Origin of the sequence: Pseudobdellovibrio exovorus JSS (assembly GCF_000348725.1) — a bacterium.
In the GTDB taxonomy this organism is placed as follows: domain Bacteria; phylum Bdellovibrionota; class Bdellovibrionia; order Bdellovibrionales; family Bdellovibrionaceae; genus Pseudobdellovibrio; species Pseudobdellovibrio exovorus.
The window spans coordinates 2,417,249-2,432,473 of the sequence record NC_020813.1 but is presented as its reverse complement, the minus strand read 5'-3'; the positions used below and the strand labels follow the sequence as shown (position 1 = coordinate 2,432,473).

At 43.2% G+C, this 15,225-nt stretch carries 17 protein-coding genes; 4 read left to right on the top strand and 13 right to left on the bottom strand.

The window, feature by feature from the left end:
- The first annotated feature begins 67 nt into the window (after positions 1 to 67).
- The gene (gene groES / locus A11Q_RS11985; protein WP_041576151.1) at positions 68 to 355 is read left to right on the top strand and encodes a co-chaperone GroES; all 288 of its coding nucleotides are present in this window, start codon (positions 68 to 70) and stop codon (positions 353 to 355) included.
- An 86-nt stretch (positions 356 to 441) separates the two neighbouring features.
- Entirely contained in the window at positions 442 to 2,088 is a 1,647-nt protein-coding gene (groL, locus tag A11Q_RS11980) for a chaperonin GroEL (protein WP_015471087.1), read from the top strand.
- Positions 2,089 to 2,351: 263 nt separating this feature from the next.
- On the opposite strand, the gene A11Q_RS11975 is transcribed toward groL, so the two are convergent.
- The gene (locus A11Q_RS11975; RefSeq protein ID WP_148285000.1) at positions 2,352 to 3,944 is read right to left on the bottom strand and encodes a hypothetical protein; all 1,593 of its coding nucleotides are present in this window, start codon (positions 3,942 to 3,944) and stop codon (positions 2,352 to 2,354) included.
- 202 nt (positions 3,945 to 4,146) lie between these two features.
- Here A11Q_RS11975 and A11Q_RS11970 point away from each other — a divergent pair, with 202 nt between their 5' ends.
- Both A11Q_RS11970 and A11Q_RS11965 read left to right on the top strand, forming a co-directional pair.
- A complete protein-coding gene (locus A11Q_RS11970; RefSeq protein ID WP_015471085.1) occupies positions 4,147 to 4,536 on the top strand; it encodes a response regulator transcription factor in 390 nt (129 codons plus the stop codon).
- Positions 4,529 to 4,882: a hypothetical protein gene (locus A11Q_RS11965; protein WP_015471084.1), complete on the top strand. Its 354-nt coding sequence runs from the start codon at positions 4,529 to 4,531 to the stop codon at positions 4,880 to 4,882. Before A11Q_RS11970 ends, A11Q_RS11965 begins: the two co-directional genes overlap by 8 nt.
- 28 nt (positions 4,883 to 4,910) lie before the next feature.
- On the opposite strand, the gene A11Q_RS11960 is transcribed toward A11Q_RS11965, so the two are convergent.
- From A11Q_RS11960 to A11Q_RS11905, 12 genes are all read right to left on the bottom strand, one after another.
- Positions 4,911 to 5,114 (bottom strand): hypothetical protein, encoded by a 204-nt coding sequence (locus A11Q_RS11960; RefSeq protein WP_015471083.1) that lies wholly within the window; start codon positions 5,112 to 5,114, stop codon positions 4,911 to 4,913.
- Positions 5,115 to 5,331: 217 nt separating this feature from the next.
- Entirely contained in the window at positions 5,332 to 5,706 is a 375-nt protein-coding gene (locus A11Q_RS11955; RefSeq protein WP_015471082.1) for a hypothetical protein, read from the bottom strand.
- Positions 5,707 to 5,716: 10 nt separating this feature from the next.
- Positions 5,717 to 7,387 carry a DUF6531 domain-containing protein gene (locus A11Q_RS11950; protein ID WP_015471081.1) on the bottom strand — a complete coding sequence of 557 codons (1,671 nt, stop codon included), beginning with the start codon at positions 7,385 to 7,387 and terminating at the stop codon, positions 5,717 to 5,719.
- 17 nt (positions 7,388 to 7,404) lie between these two features.
- Positions 7,405 to 8,307, bottom strand: a complete 903-nt coding sequence (locus tag A11Q_RS11945) for a type II secretion system F family protein (RefSeq protein ID WP_015471080.1) — start codon at positions 8,305 to 8,307, stop codon at positions 7,405 to 7,407.
- An 11-nt stretch (positions 8,308 to 8,318) separates the two neighbouring features.
- Positions 8,319 to 10,538 (bottom strand): ATPase, T2SS/T4P/T4SS family, encoded by a 2,220-nt coding sequence (locus A11Q_RS11940; protein WP_015471079.1) that lies wholly within the window; start codon positions 10,536 to 10,538, stop codon positions 8,319 to 8,321.
- 117 nt (positions 10,539 to 10,655) lie between these two features.
- Complete coding sequence (locus A11Q_RS11935) at positions 10,656 to 12,296, bottom strand: BON domain-containing protein (RefSeq protein WP_015471078.1); 1,641 nt, start codon at positions 12,294 to 12,296, stop codon at positions 10,656 to 10,658.
- A gap of 19 nt (positions 12,297 to 12,315) precedes the next feature.
- On the bottom strand, positions 12,316 to 13,161 hold the full coding sequence (gene cpaB, locus A11Q_RS11930; protein ID WP_015471077.1) for a Flp pilus assembly protein CpaB: 846 nt from the start codon (positions 13,159 to 13,161) through the stop codon (positions 12,316 to 12,318).
- A 26-nt stretch (positions 13,162 to 13,187) separates the two neighbouring features.
- Positions 13,188 to 13,796, bottom strand: a complete 609-nt coding sequence (locus A11Q_RS13645) for a hypothetical protein (protein WP_015471076.1) — start codon at positions 13,794 to 13,796, stop codon at positions 13,188 to 13,190.
- Entirely contained in the window at positions 13,790 to 14,467 is a 678-nt protein-coding gene (locus A11Q_RS11920; protein ID WP_015471075.1) for a hypothetical protein, read from the bottom strand. The genes A11Q_RS13645 and A11Q_RS11920 overlap by 7 nt, the downstream gene beginning before the upstream one ends.
- Before the next feature lie 6 nt (positions 14,468 to 14,473).
- Positions 14,474 to 14,794: a hypothetical protein gene (locus tag A11Q_RS13820; RefSeq protein ID WP_015471074.1), complete on the bottom strand. Its 321-nt coding sequence runs from the start codon at positions 14,792 to 14,794 to the stop codon at positions 14,474 to 14,476.
- Complete coding sequence (locus A11Q_RS11910) at positions 14,757 to 14,918, bottom strand: hypothetical protein (RefSeq protein ID WP_235044615.1); 162 nt, start codon at positions 14,916 to 14,918, stop codon at positions 14,757 to 14,759. The genes A11Q_RS13820 and A11Q_RS11910 overlap by 38 nt, the downstream gene beginning before the upstream one ends.
- An 85-nt stretch (positions 14,919 to 15,003) precedes the next feature.
- Positions 15,004 to 15,207, bottom strand: coding sequence for a Flp1 family type IVb pilin (locus tag A11Q_RS11905; protein ID WP_015471072.1), 204 nt, complete (start codon positions 15,205 to 15,207; stop codon positions 15,004 to 15,006).
- Between the last annotated feature and the right edge of the window lie 18 nt (positions 15,208 to 15,225).

The following is a 15,225-nucleotide window of genomic DNA, read 5'->3' as shown; positions in this document are numbered from 1 at the left end:
AATTAACTAACCGGGATCGAAGACTATCCCGAATTTCATGGAGGTCATTTTTATGGCAAAAACAGAGTTGGGTGTACGCCCATTACACGACAGAATTTTAGTTCGCAGAATGGCGGAAGAAGAAAAAACCGCTGGCGGATTATTTATCCCAGACAGCGCTAAAGAAAAACCACAACGTGGTGAAATCGTAGCTGCTGGTAACGGCCGTGTAACTGAAGATGGTAAAGTATTGCCTCTTGAAGTTAAAGCCGGAGACAAAGTTTTATTCTCTAAATACGCAGGAACAGAAATCAAATTATCTGGTGAAGAGTTCTTGATGATGAGAGAAGAAGACATCTTAGGAATCATTCAATAAGGCGCCCCGCGCAGGAGGTGAGCGCATCGCGCGACACTGGACTGCGCTTGAACTTTTATAAATTTAATTCTTAAAGGAGAATTTCAATGAGCAAAATTTTAGTATTTTCAGAAGATGCACGTAGCAACATCTTAAAAGGTGTTAACACTTTGGCTAACGCTGTAAAAGTAACCCTAGGACCTAAAGGTCGTAACGTAGTTATCGACAAATCTTTCGGTTCACCACTTATCACTAAAGACGGTGTTACTGTTGCTAAAGAAATCGAATTAGAAAACAAATTCGAAAACATGGGCGCGCAAATGGTTAAAGAAGTTGCTTCTAAAACTAATGACGAAGCCGGTGACGGAACAACAACTGCAACTGTGTTAGCACAAGCAATCTATCGCGAAGGCGCTAAATTGGTTTCTGCTGGTCACAACCCAATGTCTGTAAAACGTGGTATCGACAAAGCCGTTGCTTTGATCATCGAAGAACTTAAAAACATGGCGAAACCAGTTAAAGGTTCTAACGAAGTAGCTCAAGTTGGTGCTATCTCTGCTAACAACGATAAAGAAATCGGTGAAATGTTAGCAAACGCGATGGATAAAGTTGGCCGTGAAGGTGTTATCACTATCGAAGATTCAAAAACTGCTAAAACTGAAGTGACTACTGTTGAAGGTATGCAATTTGATCGCGGTTACTTGTCTCCGTACTTCGTAACTAACGCAGAAAAAATGGAAGCAGTTTTAGAAAACGCTTACGTTTTAATTTACGACAAAAAAATCTCTTCAATGAAAGACATGATCGGTGTTCTTGAAGCGGTTGCAAAACAAGGTCGTCCATTGTTAATCATCGCTGAAGATGTTGACGGTGAAGCATTAGCAACTTTAGTTGTTAATAAATTGCGTGGCACTTTACACGTATGTGCTGTTAAAGCTCCAGGCTTTGGCGACAGACGTAAAGCTATGTTGGAAGACATCGCGATTTTGACTGCTGGCCAAGTGATCTCTGAAGATCTTGGTATGAAGTTAGAACAAGCTAACGCAACTCACTTGGGTGTTGCTAAGCGCATCGTTGTTGATAAAGACAACACGACTGTTATCGATGGTTCTGGTAAAAAAGCTGACATCACAGCTCGCGTAAACCAAATCAAAGCTCAAATCGAAGAAACAACTTCTGACTATGACAAAGAAAAACTAAAAGAGCGCTTAGCTAAATTAGCTGGCGGTGTTGCAGTTATCCACGTAGGTGGCGGTTCTGAAATCGAAATGAAAGAGAAAAAACACCGTGTTGAAGATGCTTTAAATGCAACTCGCGCTGCTGTTGAAGAAGGTATCGTAGCTGGTGGTGGTACGGCGCTATTGCGTGCTTCTCAAAAAATCGCGACTGCTAAATTCACTGAAGACGAATTAATCGGCGCTAAAATCGTCAAACGCGCTTGTGAAGAGCCAATCCGTCAAATCTCTGCAAATGCAGGTCTTGATGGCGCAATCGTTGTTGACCGTATCTTACAAGAGAAGTCTGCAACTTACGGTTACAATGCATTCAGCGATGAATACACTGACTTGTTAAAAGACGGCGTTATCGATCCGGTTAAAGTTGTTCGTTGTGCATTAACAAATGCAGCATCAGTTTCTTCATTGATGTTAACAACTGAAACAATGATTGCGGAAGCTCCGAAAAAAGACGCTCCAGCAGCAGGTGGCCACGGTCACGGAATGCCAGACATGGGCGGCATGGGCGGTATGATGTAATAGGCTTTGCCTATTCATCGACCGAATCATTAACAATAAAAGTTAATAAAAAAAGGGCTGATCTGAAAAGATCGGCCCTTTTCTTTTGGTTCAACATACAGCCAATATATCTACTATAAAGTATGAAGGCTGTTCTTCTGCCGAAAGTTGGGTATTGGTCTGCTGTGTTAAATCCGGATGCCGAATTGAAAAAAACGGACAGCGAATGCTGCATCTGACCGACACAGAAGATCGGGCAGAAAGCACAATCTCATCAAAAAAGCCTAAAACGTATATTCAATTCCCGCCTGAAGATTTGTCAGCTCAATTGTTCCGCTGCGAGCTGGATTCGTGTTGGTCACAGTCCCGCCACTAAATTCAGTGTTGATTTTGTTCATGTAAAGATCCACTCGCCCACGTAAATCCGGCATGATGGGATAGGTTCCGAAAACTCCAATGCTGGTGATAGTACTGCTAGTATCACCCGATGTTACCGGAGACTGAGACACCTTCTTCGCAAAATTGAAATCCATCTTAGCACCCAATGTGAACTCATTAACGGGAATAGCGGCCCGTAACTGCAAAGCCGCGGCATCAATATTTGTGTCGGTTAACGCTCTTGGGGCGCTTTGCGAAACTTTGGTTTGAATCGAACTAAATCCTACGGCGGCAGTTAATATAGGTCCATTATCTAAGATAAAGTCGTAGCCGAAAGCACCTGTTATGCGGAAGTAGCTATAGCCAATTTTACTACCGAAAGATCCGGGCAAAGGATTTTCGGTCGTGAAATTTAAGTACTGTGTGTTGAAATCAATAAATAGGTTTTCTGAATAGTAGAGCTGTGCTCCTAAATAAATTCCCGGAGTCCATCCCTTTGAAAGTTCAAAGCTATTTCCAGTTACAGGCACCACTGACTCTTTCAATTGTGAAAAAACCCCTTGAGCTGTAATCACACCCAGTTTCTGTTGTTCTGTGCTGTTATTAGTTGCGGTACTTGAAGTTTGTTTTGCGGCCTCCACCGGAGGAGTCACTTCCGGATTTACGGGCTGAGTTCTATGTGAGGGGATATCGCCGATAACGTCGCCATCACGATTAATCTGCGGTAAAGGGTAAGAGACAAAATCAGTTGGTAAAATCTTGCTGCCAGCTTCAACCACACCTGTTTCTTTTTCAAAAATAATCTGTGCGAAGCTCAAGAACGAATCCACTTTTGTGATTTGCACACGGGCGATAATTTCTTTTTCTACACCGACCATGAATTTTAGTTTCGGGTGACGGTTGATTTTAATAATCTGAGCTAAAGCCAGCTCTTGTCCCACCTGTACGCCATTGATTTGTCCGACATTCAATGTCACATCTAGCCCGCGTCGGCTTAAGACATAACCTTGATAGGGAAGTCTGTTTTTGATGTCGCGGTACATCTCAGCGAATTTTTCACGAAGTACAGAGACTTCAAAGGTCTCTTGATCTTGGAAGGACTCTTCCAGCAGTAAAAAACCTTGATCCTGTGTAAACAACTTCAAGCGAGCTGTTAACCCTTTCGGTCCTTTCGTGATAAAGGCCGTTAGCATCCCCTGTGCCTGAGCTTGGTTCAGTACATTTAAGACGCGATCAGGTTCAGAATCGAACTGTTCAATAAAGATATTTTTCTGGCTAGCAGGGAACTTGGCATAACCCCAAACTTTATCGCTTTTCAGCATATCCGTTAAAAGTTTTTCGATGGGCTTTGCGTAGACACCATTGACGTTGTCATAGACCGGAGCCAGCACCAGAGTTTTGATTAGAATCTTTTGGTCGGCTTCGCTGGTGTAGCGGACTGGAAAAGGAGTCTTATTTTTAATTTCATCAGAGCCTTGAGCTAATGCCGTGGAATTCACAAAAACCCCTGAAAGCAGGGAAAGTAAACCGACGGCCACTAATCGAAAAAATACCGAGGTGTTATTCATAGTTATATTTTCTACTGTTTCGCGGTGCCGCGCAATAAAGTCGACAGAGGCTGCTGGACTAACATCGTCCAGATCAAAGGCTAGCTTGCGGAAAAACATTTCTGTGTCTGAAAATAACCGCTAAAATAAGGGCATGAGTATTAAATGTTTGGTTGTTGAAGAAGCCGCCTTTATCCGACAAATTTATCGTCTTAATTTGCATGGAGTAAATGGTGTCGAGATCGTGGCAGAAGCACGTGATGGTGTGGAAGCTCTACGATTGATTTCAGAGATTCAGCCAGACATGGTTTTGCTAGAACTTGTTCTGCCTTTAAAAAGCGGCCTTGATGTTTTGAAATCCCTCCATGGCGTTTCACCAAGAACACAAGTCATCGTGATCTCATCGTTAGATGACGAGTCTCTTCGTGTTCAGGCAAAGGCTTTGGGGGCCCATGCGTATTTAACAAAGCCATTTACTCGCTCGCAATTACTTGGTGCTGTAGAGGAAATCTGCCAGCACTACGCCGGAGTCCAAAATGGATGAGTTAAAATTTGTAATAAGATGTTTTATTTTCTCTGCTGCTGTGCTGATGTTGACTCAGTTGAAAACAGGTAATGTGACCATCGAAAATCGCATTGAAGCTTCGTTGATGAATTCGCGCACAGCCGAGTTTGTGAATAAAGTGGCCCATGGTGGTGTGCAACTCATTAAAGATGTCGTGATGTTAGGAAAATCAACCTATCAAGAATGGGGTAAACCCGCTGTCACTCAAGTTAATGGTGATGGGTTCTTTTCATTACAACCAAAACGCGAAAGCGCAAGTGCTCAGGAAAAAACAAAACAGCCCGAGGCCGAAGACGGCGACGAGCTGTTATCTGAAGAAGAATAATTTAAATTCTTAAATTAGAAGCGTAAAACTATTTACCCGTACCAACATTACCTGATCTAACAGAAGCTGGTGCTGCGCGTACTGAGGCACTGTCTGGAAGAACGCGGCTGTCATCTGGGTGAAGGGTGCGACTGCTGTTACGTAATAGAGGGCATGCTTCTGGACCTGCGGCGAATGCGGCTGCACCAACAAACAAAAAGCTAGCAAAAAACATAATAGCGATCTTTTTCATAAGTAATCTCCTTCTTAATAAAAAGCGTACACTTAAAGACTATTGCGAAGACGATGCCAAGAAGGCTCTAGAAGGTGAAGTATAAAAATATAGTAATTTCAGTAGGTTATAAAAGTGAGCTAGTCGCGGGATAGACAATATTTTAGACACTTAGAAGGGAAACTTGCAGGCGTATCAGACTGATACGCCTAAAATGAGGTAAGAAGTAGGCTGGTAACTAGTTTCCTGTACCAGAGCTATCGTCAGATGAAGGAGTACTTTTACGAACTGGAGCTTTGGGAGCAACCACAGCCGTTGGAACATCTGGAGTTGTTAGACGGCCTCTTAAAAAAGGACGGCTTGGATTTTTAGAGATAAAAATGTGCTGGCCTTCATTTAAACTGGCTTCTGTTACAGAAGGCAAGATGGTTCTGTGCATGCGCATGTTGGGATCTTCACCAATATCGTCTGTATTGGCCGGAAGACGGCTTGTATTGGTGTGCTGAACGATCGGCATTAAGTCATCGTTCACTTGGGCATTAACTTCGCTAACACCACTGCTGGTGATGGCTAAGAACAAAATCGAGAAAGCTGAGATAAAACTTTTTAGCATAAATGCATCCTTACAAATATAAGTCTTTAGTTGCCGGAGCGATGACTTCCAGTAAGTTACTGAATGTGCTTGCTACCTGTGACGCTACTGAAGGTCCTTCAGCGCTGTCAACCTTTGCAATTTCGCCGTTGGGTTTATAGCTGACATGGATTGTTCCCAACCCCGGTCGTGTCACTACAGATGGTTTACCAAAGCGTTCTTCATAGTCAATTCGGACAACTTTTTTCGCATGATCTGTGATAGTGGCAATACGACCTTTAAAGTCATAGGTCATATTGATTTTTTGACCATCCGTATTTTCTGCATAAATCAAGTTACCTTTATTGTCGTAGCGGAAAACAGTTTGAATCACGGATACCGCTTTGCCCTTATCGAAAACTGTCGTCTTTACGCTCGCAACTTTTTTAGTCGCAGCATCGTGAGTGAATTCAACTTTTGAAATAGCAGATTCACGTGTTTTGATGAGGCCATCTGGGAAGTAGTCAAAGATAACTTTGTCGTTATTCTTTTTGATCGAAGTCGCTTTGCCATGGATGTCATGGTAAGTGATATCCGTTGTGCTGCCATTCGTGTTGGTTAACACACGCGACAACACCACTTGGCCACTTGGTAATTGTTTGTGCCAAAACTCGTAGCGATTTCGTGCAACAACATCTTTACCACAGGTTTTAACTACGCTTGACCAATAGTGAAATTTTGCATTTGTCGGAGAGAACTCATACTTGTAGTTTTCGACACACTTATCACGATCAGTAAAACCTACAACCCAGTCTTTGATGTTATCGTAGCGGATCGTGATAGAAGTTCTATCTGGCCATGTGGCTTTTGTTAAGTTGTGGAACTCATTGTATTCGTAGGTGTAAACATCTTTATCTGTTTTGGCCCACGCATTCTTATTCCAAACTAAATTTTCTTTTGAATCGTATTTGTATTCAGAGGTCAAACCATTAGGGCCTGTGATTTGGCGAACTTTTTTGTTGGGAAAGTATCGGAAGCTGAGCTTACGCGCATTATTATCTTCAAGCTGAGTCAATAAGTCTTGATCGTAAGTGAAGCGTAAGAAATTTCCATTTTTATCGTAGTTATGAGTCATGCGACCTTGTAAGTCGAAGCGTTGGTAACTGCCATCAGATAAGTTACGAGTATAGTGCGTTTTGTTAAACACAACATTTTCCACTTCACGTCCGTTGGCTAAGAATCGAGTTCCTTCTTTAACTGGAACTAAAACTTTATACTGAGCTGCTAAAGATGAACGCTTGTCTGAGTTTTCAACGAGTTCATCAGAAAGCTTTTTCCAGTAGTCTTGAGATAAAATCTTAAGCTTAGGATCGACCTTCATGCGTGCGATAATCTGCGCAATTGTTGTGTCGACATCTTTACGCGTGATTTCGCGCGGAGAGAAAACGATTTCTAAACCATCACCACACTCAGAAATTTTAATATTTCCTTCAGAAATAACTTCTAACTTAGTTTCAAAAGTAGAACACCAGCCGAACCCGAACATACCATTAAATAAAGTTCTGCTTTTATAGGCGCGCATAACTTTTAGATCGTAGCCATTGCCTGGAACTTGTAAGTCCGTCCAAACGTTAGAGTAGCTGGCGCTGTTCATATCCACCAACGCGTGAGCGGGTGCGTATGACAACAACAAAGACAAAACAAGAGCAGCACTGTACTTCATATTCAGGATCTCCATGATTACACTTTAATAGTAACAATCTTTTTAATCATCACTCCACCGATTATTTGCAAACCTAGCATACCGACCAGCAACAATAAGCCCAAAGTCGTACCGAACATCGGTTCTAGGTGGGTCGGGTCTAAGAAGTAAAATACAGCCATCAAAACAAAGGGAATACAAGAGACGATAATCCCCTGCATGATCCCTTGTGCGGTCATGGCTGATATTTTTTTCTCGAGCTTCTGGCGTTCACGAATGGTGGTGACGATAGTGGTAAAAGTTTCAGATAAGTTACCACCAGTTTCTTTTAAGATATTAACAGCCACGACGAACATCTGGACGTCGGCCTTAGGAATACGCGCGGCTAAGTCATTTAAAGCCTCTTCGAAGCTTTGACCGAATTGCGTTTGCGTGATCACTTGTGAAAACTCTGCGCTGACAGGGTTCCCCATGATCTCAATCACTCGTTGCATCGACTGCTGTGGATTTGAACCAGCTTTAATACCATTACCCATGATTGTTAGGGCATCCACCATCTGATCTACAAAAACTGAGCAGCGGCGTTCGTAAAGAGCCTTAAAAATAATTGGTGGCAATTGAAAGCCTGCAATACCAGCGGAAGCACCTAAGAAAAGTCCCACCGAAACATTGGGCCAACTGATAACAAAAAATAAAAAGCCCACGCCGAAACTAGAAAGTAAAAGCATGCGGTTAACTTTGGCTTCGTTAACTTCCATGCCCATCAACTTCATGTACTGTAAAACATCAGATTTTTTGCTGAGCCCAGCATTGGTCAGCTTAGTAAAAATTTTATCTGCCCAGAAGTAGATACTGAAGAAAACGGAAACGCCAACCAATATCATCACCAGCCAGTTGTGCTGAAGAATTGATTTAAGGAAGGGTATGTTTGTTAAATCCATAGTCTACCTCTTTAACCTACTTTTTTTACCACAGTGTTCGGTGTTGCAGGTTTTGTGGTAGTTTGAGTCGCAGGGCCTGTCGGTTTAGGTGGAGTTGTCTTCGGAGCTTCATTCGAGAAAATCTCCATTGGAATGTGGCCACCTTTATCTTTAATCTCTTGTACAAATGTAGGAACAGTACCCGTAGACTGAAATTGTCCTAAAACGCGTCTGTTCTTGTCATAGCCTGTTTCTTTAAATTTAAAAATTTCGGCTAGAGTGATCACATCACCTTGCATACCGACAACCTCAGTGATGCTGATAATCTTACGACTACCATCGGAAAGACGTACAATCTGAACGATCAGATCAACAGCGCCAGCAATCTGTTCGCGAATTGCGCGTACAGGTAATTCAAGTCCTGACATCATCACGAGAGTTTCTAAACGAGCCAAACACTCACGCGGAGAATTCGCATGGGTCGTCGTCATAGAGCCATCGTGACCCGTATTCATAGCCTGTAACATATCTAAGGCCGCACCATCACGGGTTTCCCCGACAACGATACGATCTGGACGCATACGTAAGGCATTGCGAATAAGATCGCGAATCGTTACTGCATTTGATCCTTCCATTGAAGGTGGACGTGTTTCTAGGCGCACCACGTGCTCTTGCATTAATTGTAATTCGGCGGCATCTTCCACAGTGATCACACGTTCGTGAGCAGGGATAAATTGCGAGATCATATTCAGTAGGGATGTTTTACCGGAACCGGTACCGCCACTGATGACGACGTTATAGCCGTACTCAACCGATATACGTAAGAAATCCAACATATTTTTGGTGGCACTTCCGAACTCGATATATTTTTCTGCCGAGATCCCACCTTTTTTAAATTTACGAATGGTCAATGCCGGCCCATCAAGAGACAGCGGTTCGATGACGGCATTCACACGACTTCCATCTTTTAAGCGGGCATCCACATAAGGTGTCGCATTGTTAATTTGACGTCCAAGTGGTGTCACGATTCGCTCGATAATACGGCGTAAGTGATCGTTCGATGTGAATTTAATTCCACTGAGCTGAACCTTACCACCCTTTTCAATAAAGATACGATTAGCACCATTGACCATGATTTCGGAAATAGACGGGTCAGCCAACATATCCTCAAGTGGTCCCAATCCAAGGGCCTCTTCAAGGACATCTTTAACCAGACGCTGTCTTTCATCACGCGGCAGGTCCGGAGCCTCGCGATCGACAATTAAACCGATATCGCGTTGAGTTTTTGCACGGAGTTCTTTTTCTTTACTTTCGTTGTCGCCAACTTCAGCTAGAATTTTTTTCAAGTCCACTGTGCGAATCAATTCAGAGTGTATACGTAATTTTAAAAGTGTCTTCGCATCGTAGCCATTAGGGTTGGCAATCGGTGCATCTGCTGCTCCAGCAGTATTAGCTGCAACAGGTGGAGCCACTGGTTTTGGCCTTTGAACATTTTTAAGACGTTGTAAAACGCCACCTGTGAGTTTTCTAACAATATCAAAGTACGCAGCAGAAAGCGGTGACTTAGGATTTGTCAGAACAAAAGGTTTTGAATTTGTTAATGATGCGGCTGTAGAGGCTTCATCGGACGGGATTAAACTTAAAGGAGCTAAGCCTAAATGTTGCCCGATCACCTGTGGAGCTAATCCTGAATTGTTAAACTTGTTCAGAATAAGCTGAAACATCTCTTTCGGAAGAGCCTGAGTCAGCAGCTCGTTAATCATTCTTTGTGTCTGTTGCACCACTAGAATTTCTGGCGTTGATACAATGGTGATGGCTGTTGCATCTTGCAAAACAGTATTTTGCATGGGGCCGATATCATTTCCTAAATCCACAACAATAAATTTGAAAGAGCGTGAAAGGAATTCGAAAAGTTTTGATAAGTTATCCGAAGACACAGAAAGAATTTCTTCTGGTCCGCGTACGGCGCCGAGGTAAGAAAATCCACCTGGGTGCGGAGTCACAATCTGCTGAAGCGGTGTCGAGTTCAATGACTGTGTTGAGTTCGCTAATTCACGTAGAGTTTTAACTGGTTTCAAACCCGTGATAATATTTTGATCGCCCACACTCTTAGAGTCGCAATCCACCAACAATGTCGGCACGCGAAGCTCCATAGCGATAGCTGCAGCGAGGTTGGCAGCAAATACTGATTTGCCGACTCCGCCTTTACCGCCAAGAACTGCGATAAGATGACATTGGGGATTTAAAGCCAAAACGACCTCCGTGTGCCTGATTTTCTTTATATTCTCACAACTTCTTTTCGACAGAAATGTCCAAACACTTTACAGAAAAGTGTAACGACAAAGGTCCGGAGACCTTTGTCTGGAGCGCTAATCACGCACTCGGAATTTCTTTTTAACTTGCTCAACACCCGCGCTGGCTGAGGATTTGATGATAGGGGTGACGAAGACAACAAACTGAGAATTATTGCGTGTGTAGCTTTTAGACGCCTCTAAAGTGATGACAGCATCAGGATTTGCTGGAGTTCCATAATTTGTTTCAGAGTCCTTTTTTAAGATTCCCCCGAAAGCAGCACTTTGGCGATCCCGCACCGAGATAGTCGTTTGAATACTAGTCGTTGTGGCTTCACTTTTAGATGGCGTCGTCACATTAACGGTTAAGTCTTTTAGTGTGATCAAACCCGAACGTTCAGATCTTACTGAGGGAACGACCTGTAAATCCACGCGGGCGGGCGGGGCCGGAGACTGTTGAAGCGAGCCATTTTCGCCGGCTATGAGCGCGCTACTCTGTACGGTACGTGAAATTTTTCCGGGCACATTGTCCTGAGTTAAAACATAGGCTGTATCCAGAACTTTTGCGTAGCCGTGGACCTTCGCCCAGTTCAGCTTAGGAAGTAAGTTACTGATCAACTGAGCTGTTTCACCGATAGTTGATGTGGGTTGACGATTCTCTGTCCCTGCCACAGCACTTAATACCGGAGAAAAAGAAAAATTAAATGATTTTAGATAGTTGTCATTAAACTTCACGAAGTGAGTTACGATTTGAATCATCTTCGGTGGAGGCTCAACTTTTTCTTCCTGAGTCTTAACTGTGATCAAATCCACAACAAGATCTTCCCAGCGGCCCTCATTCTTACGACCTCGGATTTGCACAAAGCCAGCATTTGGCGATGTTTCGATGACCATATCGGGAATATAAAGCTGCACGATTTGACGGATACGTTGTCTTTCGGCTTCGTTATTCACTTGGCCTTCAAGTTTGATATAGTCTCCGACCGCTGAAATTTTGACTTCAGGGTTATTCACGTCATTGGCGATGAATTCCACAATTTTTTTTCGGGCAATCGGGCTTAATGTCACCAGTGATTTGACGCGATCAGGGCCCCATGTGCTGATCACCTGTCCGATGCGCATAAGATCACGTGGGACAAGGACATAGCCATCAAGGTGAACAATTCCATTTACGATTTTAAACTCGATACCTTCAATGTCAGCTAGCATGGCCTGCACTTCACGCAGAGTTTTTTCTGCGGCGTCGTCACGAATATCAAAATGGATTTCGACCAGAAGCTGACCTGTTTTCTTATCGTGTAAAGACACGATTCCATTGCCTACATTCGTAGGGAAGAAACGAAAGAAATCCGTGCCTTCGATACGTTTGATGCCATTGCCACCATCGAAAAAATTGATACGACCCTTAGCGCTGATCTCGCGGTCTGGAATACGAAACTCTTCATCATGGGTAACACCGACAACAAGATTTAACTGGCGGCGGATTCTTTTGCTGTTGGGTCTTTCATCTGTTGGAAGCTCTGCCGTATTGACAGTGCCACCAGCAGTAGAAGTTAAAGGGCGTTGAGTGGGTAAATTTGTTCCTGGTGTTCCCACACTCGAGTTAGGAACATTACCCGGAACCATAGGAGCTCCGGTTTGCGCTTGTGCCGCTGTGCTAAGACCAAAACCTAAATTGAAAAGTACTACCGCCAAGGCAGATAAATTGACAAACTTCATCTGCCTTTTAGTGTAAGGCCTATCGGCCTAGAAGACCATTATTTGGTGCTAAGTTCGTAGGTGACTGAGATGAAGGTCCAGTTGGAAGAATACGTCTTTGAATGTCCTCTGCGGAAGAGGCTGGAACTCGTGGTGCCACTTTACGATCGTAAGGATTTCTAAGAAGGAAATACAAGCTACTAGAGTTCGTAGCGGCTAAATACACCAAATCTTGCGCCTCTTCGATGCGGGCCTCGATTGTAATTGTATTATAGCGAGTATCACCAGTAAGCGTCGTTTGAACTAAACCACGACCTGAAGGATCTCTTTCGATTGTACGTGGGATATTATTATTCACGTTGATCCCTGTCGCCAAGATCACTACGTCTTGCATGAGTACAGTCACTTCACGTTTTTGATTAACACCACGGCCAGAGTCAATGATCGCCAAAATATCTACGCGATCACCTGGGCGAATTAAACGTGCATTGGCACGATCATCACTGACGGGGATTGTAACGGCACGTTTTCCTGGGGATACCTGCGGTGCCATACCTGTTTCAGGGCCTAACTCAAGAATCTGATTCTTCGTCAGAGTTTGACCTTTTTTTATAGGGATCGCCGCAATACCACCAACGACACCTTGAATGTTTTCATAGGCATCGGGCTCGACATCTTTTCTGAGCTTTTCTTTAATTTCTAAAACGTTATCGTAGATCGTATCCATGTGACGGATATCTTCACGTGCGACCACAACACGGATCGTGTCTCCGGCTGCTTTTTCAATCTCGTTTCGTTTTTCTTGTGAGTACGAATAAAGTAAGAACGTGGCAAAAACACCAGCTCCGATCGAGATCCATAAATTTCTTGATTCATTTGGTCCCATGTCTTACCTCTCCATATTAGATAGTACTAATTAGGGTCTTCTCCACAATCGGCATTTACGCAGATCCCATAAACAGTCTTGATCCAAATTCTAGGCGTTCGTATGTCAGAATTGGACTTAGGTACGTATGTGGAAATCACGGTCCAGATATTATTCGGAGCGCCTCTTTCGCCATATTTACGATTTGCCTCTGAGGCTAAAGTTCGAGTTCTTTCTCGAATTTCCTCTTCTTCCCTTTCTGGACTAAAGGTGTAAGCAATTGAACGCTGAGTGGCTAGCCAATCCTCTGAAGCTTGTTGTCCGGCCTCTTCACCCTCTGCCAAGATTCCATGTACGCGGTTGTTTGAAAGTTTGTAGTTGTTCTCTTTTGGATCAGCGCCTGGACGCAGATACATTAAGTCGGATTTAAAACGGAATGTTTCTAAAGCGTAATTATAGGCTCCGATGGAATTTAGAATCCCTGAATGAATAGATCCGAAAAAACCTAAAGAAAAACTTAATATCACCACCAGCAAGAAAAGCATGGGGATACTTTCAACAGTGGCCATACCTTTTTCTGAATTCTTAAAGCGGCGTTTGCGCTTTGAGTCCACGATGGAATATCTAGTAAAAACAGAAGAGGATTTTTTTAACATCCGTTGTCCTCTCCTAAGCCATTAGAGACATTGCTAATAGTACTGAGTGTAGAGGGTGTCCCTGAAAAGCCTTCTAGATTGCCGTTTTCAAGTTGCTTAATACCAAGATCAAAGCGTTGCTGATAAAAAAATCTTTGGCAGTCATCACGACGTGGATGGCGAATAATAAAGGCACGTACAGGAAATTCGAAAAGAGATTTATCTTCAGCTACTGGGCCCAAGAAAGGAACTTTCAGCGAAGCAAAAAGACGTAAGTTGATGCGCGCGCTAGCACCAGTCCAAGGTTGTCGTGACAGGTTAAATCGATCTTCATCCGAAAGATCTTCCATCAGTTTTGTATCCAGTTTGGCGAGGTCTCCGATGACTAAAGAGTCTGAAGATAATTGAAACCAAGGGGAATCAGCTCCGTTCCCTGTTAAAAGGGGAAACGCCGCTGTTAAGTTTTCAAATTTTTGGCGCGCCTGTTGTTGTGCTGCGGGTTCATTGAGATTGGCTGCAGAGTAATTACGAGCTGTAGACCAGACAATGTATTGTGCGACTTCAATTGTCGCCAAAGAAAAAGTTAATGCGAATATGAAAATACCAGTTCCAATAACCATGACAAACGCAAATAGGAAGTCTGCGATAATAAAACCAGAGTTGCCATTGTGTCTGCGAGGGTTTCTTTTCATAGGCGCCTACTGCTCTTTCGGTGCCGAGCTCAAAGAGCGGTGAATAGAGTTCGGGTGACATTTACCAATAGTCAGATTATTTCCATTTTTTCCTGTGCAGCCATCGGAACGCCAAGTCCCATAGGCCGTCATAGCTGAAATATTCGTGATAGGATTTTCCAATAACTTAGAAATTAATTTTTCACTACGGACGTAGTTAGTGATGAACATGAAGACGCCCAATAGCACGACTAATAACAACATAGACTCAATTAGAAATTGGCCTCTATTGTTACTTAAAACTTCATGACTATCGTTCTTGTACCCATGGTACTCGTTTTTCTTCATCGTCACGTCCAACTGGATAGGGTTTAAATCCTGTCCCTGTCGCAATCTGAGTTTCGACTCTGGCCGCAAGGCGCATGCCTCCCTGATCAAACGCTTTTTTAGGCGCTGACATGAGGGTTGTCATGAAAAGAGCTCCCCCGATAACCAGTAGGAGCACGTATTCCAGAGTCATATTTTACTCCGATTAAAGCGACGTATTAGATACCTGCTTAGATATCCGTTGTTACGCCTTGAACGTCTTGTGATAATGACTCCATTTTGTCACCCACCATAGACTTAATTTTTGGTCCGAAAACCATTACAAGACCAACAACAACCACTAATAATAAGATGTACTCAGTAGCACCTTGACCACGCTTGTTGTTAACTAAATTTTTTCTTAAGCGATTTCTTAGATTAGATAATAACTTCATATTCCACCCCTTTTACTG

Excerpts from the sequence above, each read along its gene's own strand:
- groL (WP_015471087.1), top strand. The coding sequence starts at position 442 with ATGAGCAAAATTTTAGTATTTTCAGAAGATGCACGTAGCAACATCTTA.
- A11Q_RS11970 (WP_015471085.1), top strand. The coding sequence starts at position 4,147 with ATGAGTATTAAATGTTTGGTTGTTGAAGAAGCCGCCTTTATCCGACAA.
- A11Q_RS11965 (WP_015471084.1), top strand. The coding sequence starts at position 4,529 with ATGGATGAGTTAAAATTTGTAATAAGATGTTTTATTTTCTCTGCTGCT.
- A11Q_RS11960 (WP_015471083.1), bottom strand. The coding sequence starts at position 5,114 with ATGAAAAAGATCGCTATTATGTTTTTTGCTAGCTTTTTGTTTGTTGGT.
- A11Q_RS11955 (WP_015471082.1), bottom strand. The coding sequence starts at position 5,706 with ATGCTAAAAAGTTTTATCTCAGCTTTCTCGATTTTGTTCTTAGCCATC.
- A11Q_RS11950 (WP_015471081.1), bottom strand. The coding sequence starts at position 7,387 with ATGAAGTACAGTGCTGCTCTTGTTTTGTCTTTGTTGTTGTCATACGCA.
- A11Q_RS11945 (WP_015471080.1), bottom strand. The coding sequence starts at position 8,307 with ATGGATTTAACAAACATACCCTTCCTTAAATCAATTCTTCAGCACAAC.
- A11Q_RS11935 (WP_015471078.1), bottom strand. The coding sequence starts at position 12,296 with ATGAAGTTTGTCAATTTATCTGCCTTGGCGGTAGTACTTTTCAATTTA.
- cpaB (WP_015471077.1), bottom strand. The coding sequence starts at position 13,161 with ATGGGACCAAATGAATCAAGAAATTTATGGATCTCGATCGGAGCTGGT.
- A11Q_RS13645 (WP_015471076.1), bottom strand. The coding sequence starts at position 13,796 with ATGTTAAAAAAATCCTCTTCTGTTTTTACTAGATATTCCATCGTGGAC.
- A11Q_RS11920 (WP_015471075.1), bottom strand. The coding sequence starts at position 14,467 with ATGAAAAGAAACCCTCGCAGACACAATGGCAACTCTGGTTTTATTATC.
- A11Q_RS13820 (WP_015471074.1), bottom strand. The coding sequence starts at position 14,794 with ATGAAGAAAAACGAGTACCATGGGTACAAGAACGATAGTCATGAAGTT.
- A11Q_RS11910 (WP_235044615.1), bottom strand. The coding sequence starts at position 14,918 with ATGACAACCCTCATGTCAGCGCCTAAAAAAGCGTTTGATCAGGGAGGC.
- A11Q_RS11905 (WP_015471072.1), bottom strand. The coding sequence starts at position 15,207 with ATGAAGTTATTATCTAATCTAAGAAATCGCTTAAGAAAAAATTTAGTT.